Annotated in this window: 10 protein-coding genes and 1 pseudogene; 3 read left to right on the top strand and 8 right to left on the bottom strand. The window is 49.0% G+C overall.

What is annotated here, in order from left to right:
- Nucleotides 1-143: 143 nt before the first annotated feature.
- Nucleotides 144-266: pseudogene (locus tag QTA56_RS18105) on the top strand (helix-turn-helix domain-containing protein); the annotation flags it as partial.
- 91 nt (nt 267-357) lie between these two features.
- Here QTA56_RS18105 and QTA56_RS18100 read toward each other — a convergent pair.
- The 5 genes from QTA56_RS18100 to QTA56_RS18080 all read right to left on the bottom strand — a co-directional run bounded on the left by QTA56_RS18100 (nt 358) and on the right by QTA56_RS18080 (nt 3,845).
- Nucleotides 358-786: a PaaI family thioesterase gene (locus QTA56_RS18100; RefSeq protein ID WP_267982266.1), complete on the bottom strand. Its 429-nt coding sequence runs from the start codon at nt 784-786 to the stop codon at nt 358-360.
- Nucleotide 787: 1 nt separating this feature from the next.
- The gene (locus tag QTA56_RS18095; protein WP_026472013.1) at nt 788-1,249 is read right to left on the bottom strand and encodes a PaaI family thioesterase; all 462 of its coding nucleotides are present in this window, start codon (nt 1,247-1,249) and stop codon (nt 788-790) included.
- Between the two features lie 55 nt (nt 1,250-1,304).
- A complete protein-coding gene (locus tag QTA56_RS18090; RefSeq protein WP_026472014.1) occupies nt 1,305-2,273 on the bottom strand; it encodes a BtrH N-terminal domain-containing protein in 969 nt (322 codons plus the stop codon).
- Nucleotides 2,270-2,908 carry a TetR/AcrR family transcriptional regulator gene (locus QTA56_RS18085; RefSeq protein ID WP_228133138.1) on the bottom strand — a complete coding sequence of 213 codons (639 nt, stop codon included), beginning with the start codon at nt 2,906-2,908 and terminating at the stop codon, nt 2,270-2,272. The genes QTA56_RS18090 and QTA56_RS18085 overlap by 4 nt, the downstream gene beginning before the upstream one ends.
- Nucleotides 2,909-2,975: 67 nt before the next feature.
- Entirely contained in the window at nt 2,976-3,845 is an 870-nt protein-coding gene (locus QTA56_RS18080; RefSeq protein ID WP_026472016.1) for a metal-dependent hydrolase, read from the bottom strand.
- Nucleotides 3,846-4,483: 638 nt separating this feature from the next.
- On the opposite strand from QTA56_RS18080, the gene QTA56_RS18075 reads away from it, so the two are divergent.
- Nucleotides 4,484-4,714, top strand: coding sequence for an IS5 family transposase (locus tag QTA56_RS18075; RefSeq protein ID WP_004656998.1), 231 nt, complete (start codon nt 4,484-4,486; stop codon nt 4,712-4,714).
- 38 nt (nt 4,715-4,752) lie between these two features.
- Here QTA56_RS18075 and QTA56_RS18070 read toward each other — a convergent pair whose 3' ends face one another.
- From QTA56_RS18070 to QTA56_RS18060, 3 genes are all read right to left on the bottom strand, one after another.
- Complete coding sequence (locus tag QTA56_RS18070; RefSeq protein ID WP_001193555.1) at nt 4,753-5,967, bottom strand: NAD(P)/FAD-dependent oxidoreductase; 1,215 nt, start codon at nt 5,965-5,967, stop codon at nt 4,753-4,755.
- Nucleotides 5,968-6,053: 86 nt separating this feature from the next.
- A complete protein-coding gene (locus QTA56_RS18065) occupies nt 6,054-7,547 on the bottom strand; it encodes a cytochrome P450 (RefSeq protein ID WP_001089493.1) in 1,494 nt (497 codons plus the stop codon).
- Nucleotides 7,548-7,623: 76 nt separating this feature from the next.
- Nucleotides 7,624-7,944: a 2Fe-2S iron-sulfur cluster-binding protein gene (locus tag QTA56_RS18060; protein ID WP_000078398.1), complete on the bottom strand. Its 321-nt coding sequence runs from the start codon at nt 7,942-7,944 to the stop codon at nt 7,624-7,626.
- A gap of 139 nt (nt 7,945-8,083) precedes the next feature.
- On the opposite strand from QTA56_RS18060, the gene QTA56_RS18055 reads away from it, so the two are divergent.
- The gene (locus tag QTA56_RS18055; RefSeq protein WP_035270176.1) at nt 8,084-9,145 is read left to right on the top strand and encodes an AraC family transcriptional regulator; all 1,062 of its coding nucleotides are present in this window, start codon (nt 8,084-8,086) and stop codon (nt 9,143-9,145) included.
- Nucleotides 9,146-9,477 lie beyond the last annotated feature (332 nt).

The raw sequence follows: 9,477 nt of genomic DNA, 5'->3' as shown, positions 1-9,477 counted from the left end.
ACATCAATTTAACTGGGGATTATCTATGGCGAAGCAAAGCCAAGATAGGTGGTGGAAAATTTAGGCCATTGCGCGCAATTGAAAAACCTTAGCGTGCTATATTTTCCGTTTCCTGAGACGACCCCTACAAGGGCCGTAAGCCGTCACTGACTCCTGAACAAGTGGCTCTGCTGCATCAACGTCTTGAATCTGGCGACTACAAAACCAAGCGAGCATTGGCGAAGGAGTTTGGGATTTCTGCGCCAACGCTGTATCGGTATCAGTAGTAGTTCCAGCTATTTGATATTATTTGTCTATCTATTGAAAATTTTTCTGAGTAAAACAGGGTCGGCATCCTGAACTGAGCTTGCTCCAATTTTATTTGCTGCTAACCGTAAACAGGAATCGACCGATACAAACCAACTTGCCATCAAGTAGTAACTGAACCGATACTGTCGTAATGCGCCGACCCGCACGAACAATGCTGGGTATGGCCTGCAAAGTTCCCTTAAACGCTGGCCGCAGGTAATCAAAGGTCATTGTCGAGCATAAGGGAAGCGTAGCATCGCCGCGCTGACGGGCCAGATAGGCTGCTGCAGCCACTTCACCAAAGCTTGCAAGAATGCCACCATGAAAGGTTCCAATCATGGGATTGCCGATATGCGAATCACGGAAATCCATAAAGTAGCGTGTTTCTCCATTTTGCAGTTCTTCGCGAAAACCCAGAAACTCGACAAACGGCTCGTCATACAGGCTCAGGGCCGCGGTGCCGGGTGTATCGGCGCTGTTGTGCTTTACAATACTCATATCAGTGGTCTCGCACTTCATTGTCAAAGGCAGGCCCCATTGTGCCAATAGCAAAAGAGCCAGCCGCTGTTGCCAGCAGTTCGCCACTTTCTTCTGCAAACGCACGGCCGGTAATAAAGGCAACTGTATCTGTCCTGCCGATGCAATCCACTACAGCCTTTAAACCCATTGCCGCGGGAATGCTACGTAGAAAATCGACACGCAAATCAATGGTGGCAATTGGTTCCAAAGAGCGCAATGATGAAAAAATAGACAAGCCGCACGTGGTATCAAGCAGTGTTACCAGGGCTCCCCGGTGCAGCGCACCCTTACGGTCCGCCAGTTGTTCAGAGAAGGGCATGCTCATTTCGGCATGACCATTGCTCACGGCGCCGACATTAATATTGAACATATTGAACAACGCATGATTCGTCCCAAAAAACGCTTTAGCCATCGTAAGATGTGTCGCGTTATTACCGTCCATTGTTGACTCCCGCCATTTCTGACTAATTGAATTACAAAAAAATTAACGGCACGTTTCAGAGTGCAAGGGCGGCATCTACATAATTGCGCTCTGTCTGCATGACCGCAAAAATTGCCGCTTCAATGGCAGCATGCGGAAAGTCCGGGCTTTCAGAAGCCGATTTCAGGCACATGGCTAAAGCAGTCCATGTTTTTTCACAAGCCCGCATTAACAACGGCAACTGCTGCTGCTGTACACCGGCGTTATAGTGAATCGCCTCATCAAGGAACTCGGCATACATTTTCCGGAACCCGCCGCCACCTGTTCCACGCTTCTCGATGACCTGATAGGCAAAGCGGGTGGTCCAGTGCCAGTCACCTGTGCTGCCCCAGCGCCCAAGGTCATCTAGCCAGGTTTGCAGGGCCGATAGACCCCCTGTGGCTAATGAGCTGGCATTGTCACGGATGACCTGGGTGATTATCTCGGGCGTAATGTGCCCTTGAAATGCGTTCGGGGTGAACATGTTGCCATGATGAATAAACGGCGGCTGCGTAGAAAATCGCGCGCGCGTGAGAGCCTGTTCGCTCACGGACAGCACATCAGGGCGCTCAGTGTCAGTAACCAGAATCTCGCCCGTCTCTGGGTTTTTCGACCAGGCCGCAATGGCGTGACCGGGAAAGTGAGTGGTGCTGTTAAAGTAAGGCAGGTAAAAAATATCTGTCAGCAGCAGGGTGGGGCGTCCCGCATCCAGGCAGTTGCCAAGCGCTACGGCTGCCAACTCGGGGGAATCGAAAGTTTGCCATTCAAAAGGTATGCCCAGGCTTTGAAATACGCGTGCTTCAAATCCCAGGGAACGCACATGCACTAAAAATGGCACAGGGGCATCCGCCGCTAGCTCCAGGTAAGTCACCCCAAGCCCTGAACCTAATCCAAGGCACATGGCCTCAGAAATAGTCAGCCCATTAAATTCAAGCAGGTCACGAATTGCAGAGCTGCCACAATGTCTCCCGATGGCATGGGTAATTTGAACATCCCGTTTCTTCACAGGTTTTTTGCCTCGTCGTGAAAATCCATATTAAGTATGCCTCTTGTCATCATTTGCCATATGGCATCAGCGATTTGTTCAAGATTGTACTTTCCATTGTCCTTATACCAGGTGGCCGCCCAATTGATGGCGCCTAGGCCAATAAGCCTTAACAGATCCACATCCACATCCTTACGGATAAAACCCTGAGTCTTCAGCTCATTTAGGATGGCGTGCCAATATTGTTCGTATCGGTCTCGTTCGGCGATCATCTGCTCACGTGCGGCACCATGGAGCGAGCGCCACTCAAACAAAAGCACATATACCATATCATCACCAGACATGAGTACATTAAGATGGGCGTGCAGTGCCGATTTCATTTTTTTTAGAGGATCCTGGATCATTGAGGTTGCTTCAATGATCCCGTGGATAGTTCTTTCAATGGCCAGCTGCATCATATCAACCAGAATATCATCCTTACTGCGATAGCGATAATGAAGGCTGCCGGGAAGAATGCCGCAAGCCCTTGCAATTTCTCGGACGCTTGCACGCTCAAAACCCTTTTCCCGGAACAGCCTGGCAGAGGCAGCGAGCACTCTTTCGCGGTCTGTAACCTCGACTCGAGCAGATTCTCGACTTAACACGGCTTCACTCATACTATGGTATCAGACCAATATAATACTCGATTTAGTCGTGTAAAATCTTCCAGCACTTCTGCTTATTTTATGCTGCCGCCGCAATTGGAATGTTAAAAACAATTCGCGAAGCTTCCATGGGGTCCTGATGCTTGTCATATTCTGCCAGCCAGGCACTGACTTTTTCCGGGATACCTGTATCAGCAGGGTGGAAGCCCGGTTTAAACCAGTCCAGATAGCGTGGAATAAGTCTGGTAATCAGGCCACGTGGCCCATACAGCCGATAAAACCCTTTGGCAAGCACTAAGGGCTGACCTTGCATTTTATCAACCTTTAGCATATGCCAAAGCACCGAGCCCACAACGGCATGCACTAGCACAGTGCCTACAATCAGGGCGGACGTGCGTATGAAATAGCCACCACCTGCTGCTTTTTCATACACATCAAAGGCCACCGCCTTGTGTTCGACTTCTTCTACACCGTGCCACATGTACATGGCGCGCATGGCGGGATGGGCGTTCTTGAACATCTCACCTTCATCGTCCATAAAGCCTTCGCCCAGTGTGGCGGTAATGTGTTCAAAGGCAGCTGTCATGGCCAGCTGATACTTGGCAGGCAGGTGTTTCTGGAATACCTGAATAAAAAGCTTTAATCGGGATATGACTTTTTCGACATGAATGCCCTGCGCCTGCATCACAGCATTATACTGGTCATGCACGATACCGTGTTGGGCTTCCTGACGGAAAAAGTTTTTGATATCTGCTCTGAGCGTGGGATCGGTGACCTGATTTTCATAGTTGCGTACCGACTGAATAAAAAACCGCTCGCCATCGGGGAAGTGAATAGAAAGCGCGTCAAAGAAACGCGTCAAAACAGGATCGCCATCGTTCCAGAAAACGGGAACGTCACTTAAGGCAAACCGCGGCTTGCGCGGCTGAATAGTCATTAGATGCGTCATGGTAAAGGTCTCCTTTAAAGCGATTAAACGGACGTAGACCTGCTATCAGCTTTGCCCTCAGGGGCGAGACAGGTCATGAGTTACCGTCTGAACCAAAGTCAGACTGACTGCTCGGTCAAGTTCAAATTAGCACTATATTGGTCAATTGACCAAATGTCAAACCTGTCCTCAAAATTTGATAGAATGAGTTAACAACGCAGCAGGTGAGCCAGATCATCTTTGACATCGAATATAGCTACCAGACCTTTTGGCAGAGGTGTTTTTTTAATGTTAGTTTTTTTACATTAGAGTGTGTTGACGTTTGAAAATATTGATTGCAAATTGGAGGCAGACTCAGAGAATTAAAGCTCTCCCCATCCGAGTCCACCATGCCACGCTTTATGCTGAACGACCAACATTGAGCAAAGATTTCTCCTATGCTCAAGCAACAGGACATTGATCACAAACCAAATTTACGGCTCACCGTAGAAGCCATGCTCTACAGAATGTGGGTGAAATGTCCATGGCTAGACCTACCTCCTGACTGAGTTTGGTCAGCAGCCTAATCTCTACAAAAGATACAACGACTGGTCAGCAAAAGGTTTTTTCCAAAGCATACTCAGGGTTTTATCTACTGACTCTGATATAGAGTAGGGGTTATGGATAGCAATTACGTCAAGGCACATCAACATAATGCACGTGCTGCAACTCACGATCAGGAGGCGATTGGCTTAAGTCGAGGTAGCAAGACAAGTAAGATCCATCTTGCCGTAGATGGGTATGGATTACCCATCGTGTTTGCGATCACGGGTGGTGAATTACACAAAGCCAAAGCTGCACCTGACTTGCTCTCACAGGTATCTATCGATGCCATTCTGATTAACATCTGAATCAGCGTAATGCAAATCTAGCCTGATGTAGTTTTAAGCTACCCCATCAACGCCTGTACCGCAATCGACTCATCCGCCAACCGCAGTGGATCGACCGCCGTACCAGCCGTGATCAGCTTTTTGCTTAGCATAAACTCCTGCGGACGATTCACACAATCCGCCGCAATCAGGCGACCCGCCTGCAAATAAAACGCTGCAAAGCTACGCCTTTGCTGCACATCACCCCGAATCACGATCTGATCATACCCCTGACTGAGTCCCGCAATCTGCAACTTTAGATCATACTGATCTGACCAAAACCAAGGCAAACTCTTCGAGGTCCGCTGTAAGCCACACAAGGTCGCCGAGGCAATTTTGGCCTGTTCATTGGCGTTTGGTACCGACTCCAAGCGCATCCGCCGCTGATAAATCGGATTAAACGCATTGGCACAATCCCCGATGGCCACAATCTCTGGCGCACTGGTACGGCAATACTCATCAATCACAATACCATTGTCCACCTGCAAGCCCGCGTCCAGCGCCAACTCGATATTCGGTACAACCCCGACCCCGATGATCACCAGATCTGCATCGAACATCGAACCATCGGCACACAGCACCGCTTGCGCCCGCCCCTCACCCGTGATCGCCGTGACCGACACACCGGTATGAATCGTCACACCCTGTTCGCGATGAATCCGCGTATAAAAGTCCGACACTTCCGGTGCAGTTACCCGCTGCAAAATCCGCTCGGCGGCTTCCAAGACCACCACCTGCATGCCCTGCTCGGTCAATGCGGCGGCTGTTTCAAGACCGATATAGCCACCACCGATCACCACTGCTTTGCCGTTGGGTTGTACAAATGGCTGGATAGCCTGTACATCGCTGATATTTCTAAGATAATGCACACCTGCCAAATCAGACCCAGCCAGCGACACCGTCCTGACTCGTGCACCGGTACACAGCGCCAACTGGTCATACGCAAGCGTACTGCCATCTTGTAGTGTCACGCTGCGCGCTGCCCGATCAATCGCAACCACCCGCCCGTGCCGAAATTCGATCTGATTTTTTTGATAAAAAGCGGCTGGCCGAATCAATAACTCATCGACCAGTTGTGCACCGCATAAAAAGGTCTTGGACAACGGCGGTCGATGATACGGCAAATACGGCTCATCGCCGATCACCACAATCTCGCCCTGCCAGCCATCTGGCCGCAGACTTGCCGCCAACTGCGCCGCAGCATGACTTGCGCCAATGATGACGATTGTTTGCATATGAATTCACTCAGTTCATGGTTGATGCACAGCATCAATTGTTGCCGACGACAGTTGCAAAATGCCTCTGTCGCCTATTTTGATACCTACGCTTTGGCAGTCAGTTTGACCATCATCTTGGCATAGCCGCGCACAAAGTTAGATTGCACAATTTCTGGCTCACCCAAAACCTCAATATTTTCAAAACGCTGAAGCAGCTCTTCCCATAAGATTCGCAACTGCATCTCGGCCAAGCGATTACCCATACAGCGATGCACACCAAAACCAAATGACAGATGATTACGCGCACCTTTACGATCAATGATCAATTCATCAGGTCGCTCAATCACTCGCTCATCGCGGTTGCCAGAAACGTACCACATCACCACCTTGTCGCCTTTTTTGATGGTCTGACCGTTAAGCTCTACATCTTGCTTGGCAATCCGACGCATATAGGCCAGCGGGGTTTGCCAGCGAATAATTTCGGATACCATGTTCGGGATCAAGCTCGGATTGTTTTTGAGTTTGACGAACTCATTTGGAAACAGGTTAAGTGCGTATACCCCACCCGTCATCGAGTTGCGTGTGGTATCGTTGCCGCCGACAATTAGCAAGACCAAATTGCCCATAAACTCCATCGGCCGATAAATCAGGTCTTTAGTCGCTTCGTTTGACTGCATCAAGCTGATCAAATCATAGCCCATTTCAGCGCCTGCAGATTTTTGTGCGGCTTTTCTATGCCATAACTCCGCAAAATGCTTTGCTGCATCGACTGCTGCATCAAAAATCTCATCCAAATTTGTCACTGTCCCACCTGTGGCCTCCGCAGTGCCAGCCATCAAGTCTGACCATTCAACCAATTTGTGCCGCTTTTCGTATGGGAAATCAAATAATGTTGCCAACATACGGGCTGTCAGCTCAATCGAAACATTCTGCACCCAATCAAACGGCTGATCCGTTGGCAACTGATCCAAAACCTCTTGCACGCGTAGCCGAATCAAACCCTCTAGCTCTTTGAGATTTTTTGGTGCGACTACATCCTGTACGGCCTGCCGCTGCACATCGTGCTTGGGTGGGTCCATTGCAATAAACATTTCAGCATCTAACCCAGGAGGGGTGTTGCCAATCGCGATCACAGGTTCAGCTGAAAAAATCTCATGATTTTTATCGACATAGACAATATCATCGTAACGCGTGACCGACCAAAATGCCCCAAACGGACTGTTGGCTTGATAATGTACCGGTGCTTCATCACGCAGCCGCTTAAAGTAAGACTGCCATTTTTTTTGCTTGTATAAAAATGGGTTGCTAACATCAATCTCAGCAAGTGCCAGTGTTGCAACTTCTGGAATCGGTTGCTCGATAAATGCAGGAAATTCTTGCACGTTAAACACACGGAATTTGGCTTTTTGCATCCACTGAATGCCGCGAACCTGCGTGTGCAATGGGACAAAACGGGTCACTTGACCATGCAAAAACTGCTTGCCCGTTTGAAACTGCTCATTAGACTTGACTTTATCCGTAACCGTGGTTGCTACGTCTGCAGCGGTGCTGGTGACAGTTTGGGTTATTTTCTCAAAAATTTCTGCGACTGAGTTCATGATGGTCTCCTGACTGAGCATCGTTGACGAGGTGTGTTTGTTAAGGCGGTTGATCCGCTGGGTTACAGCTGACGTGTTACATCTGAAACTCAGGCAGATGTACCGTCATGCCATCCATTGCATCGGTCACTTGGATACAACACGCCAAACGTGAGGTGGCAGCACGCTCTGGGGTCATTTCCAACATCTGCTGCTCATTCGCTTGTGCCGTACCCGCAACATCCGACCACTCAGCACTGACAATCACGTGGCAGGTACCACAGGCGCATTCGCCACCGCAATCCCCATCAATTCCGGCAACACCGTTTTCAACCGCCAACTGCATTAGTGACTTACCCGCTTCGATTGCAACGCTGGTTTGTGCACCATCGTGGGCAATAAATGTAATTTGGCTCATGGCTACGACTCCGATTTGGCTTAATTTCACTGTTCAAGCTCAAGATTACGCACTCTCTGCGGTTCTGTAGAGGTTATTATTTGACAAATAGAGGTCATAAAAAGACAATATTACCTCGTCAGCCAATAAAGCATATTCCATGTATCAGACTCACTCAGGCAAAGAACCCGCGATCATTCCGTGTAGCTATACCCGTTTGATCGGTCGAGAACTGGACTTACAAGCGCGCGATCTGCCGAAATTATTAAAATTCACTGCGCTGACCACTGAGCAACTGATGCGTGATGACACCATGATCACGGCCAGCCAACAAGCTCAGATCCTGCAAAACAGCATAGATCTATCAACATCTGAACAGTTCGGTTTGCGCTTGGGTCAGCGCCTAACTCCCTCAACGCATGGTGCGATGGGCTTTTTAATTAATAGTAGCCCGAACTTGCTAGCCGTGTTACATGCGTTTCAGACATTTTTGCCGACGCGTATAAGTTTGATGCGACTTGAAGCACATACCGATGCTGCGTGGACGAGCTGCATGATTTTTTTTGAGCAAACCCTGAATAGCGCAGTACATCGGCTACTGTCCGAAACTGTTGCGGTGATTTTTTCGGAATGTGCCGAATTTATTGTTGGACGACCGCTGACCGAGGCGGTGATTCAGTTTAGCCATCCCGCCCCCGATCATCATGCCTGTTACGCGGATTATCTTGCCGGTACCTATCAGTTTGATCAGCCACAACTGTCGATCCGAGTGCCGACCGAGTTGTGCTTGATTGCCAATGCATCCGCGCAGCACGATAGCTATCTGCTGGCGATGCAACAATGCGAAATGATCCTCAACCGGCTCAAGACCCAACAACACAGCACCACCTACCAAGTGCAAAAAGCCATGCTGTCCTATCCGCTCGGGCAACTGAGTGAAGAGGATCTGGCTGCAGCCTTGTTTATGAATAAGCGTACGCTGGCCAGACGTCTGGTCAAAGAGAACACGAGTTACCGGCTGATTCGAGATCGGATTTTATCTGAGAAAGCCAGTAGTTATTTACATGACCCTCAAATATCGGTCGAGGCAATTGCCAGCTTACTGAATTACCACGACTCTGCTAATTTTCGGCGCGCGTTTAAACGCTGGTTTGGTGTATCACCAAGTGCTTATCGGCGAAAAATCACCCATCGGCAAGAAGAAAATGACCTGAGAGAATGAGGTTGTTCGTATGATTGTTAATACGTTGAAACATCAATACGCCCTAGAAAAATACCTTAAAACGCTATGTCAGAGATGGCAATCATATGGCAGCCCTCCACTTCCAATCCGATAACCTCAACTCAACCCAACGCTTGCAACCCGCTGTGAACTCTGTAGAGGTTTTAATTCCCATTGCAGCCCATCCACCGTCAATGTCTTCAGTTAGGGGTCGTCTCAGGAAACGGAAAATATAGCACGCTAAGGATTTTCACTCCGACTTCTTTTAACGATATCCAACACGGTATTTTTGCTTAGATTGACCAGCCGACCGACTTGTCGATAAGAGTGTC

This window comes from Acinetobacter thutiue (assembly GCF_030385805.1).
GTDB classification, from domain to species: domain Bacteria; phylum Pseudomonadota; class Gammaproteobacteria; order Pseudomonadales; family Moraxellaceae; genus Acinetobacter; species Acinetobacter corruptisaponis.
The sequence above is the reverse complement of the archived record's forward strand: the minus strand, read 5'-3'. Positions and strand labels throughout refer to the sequence as shown.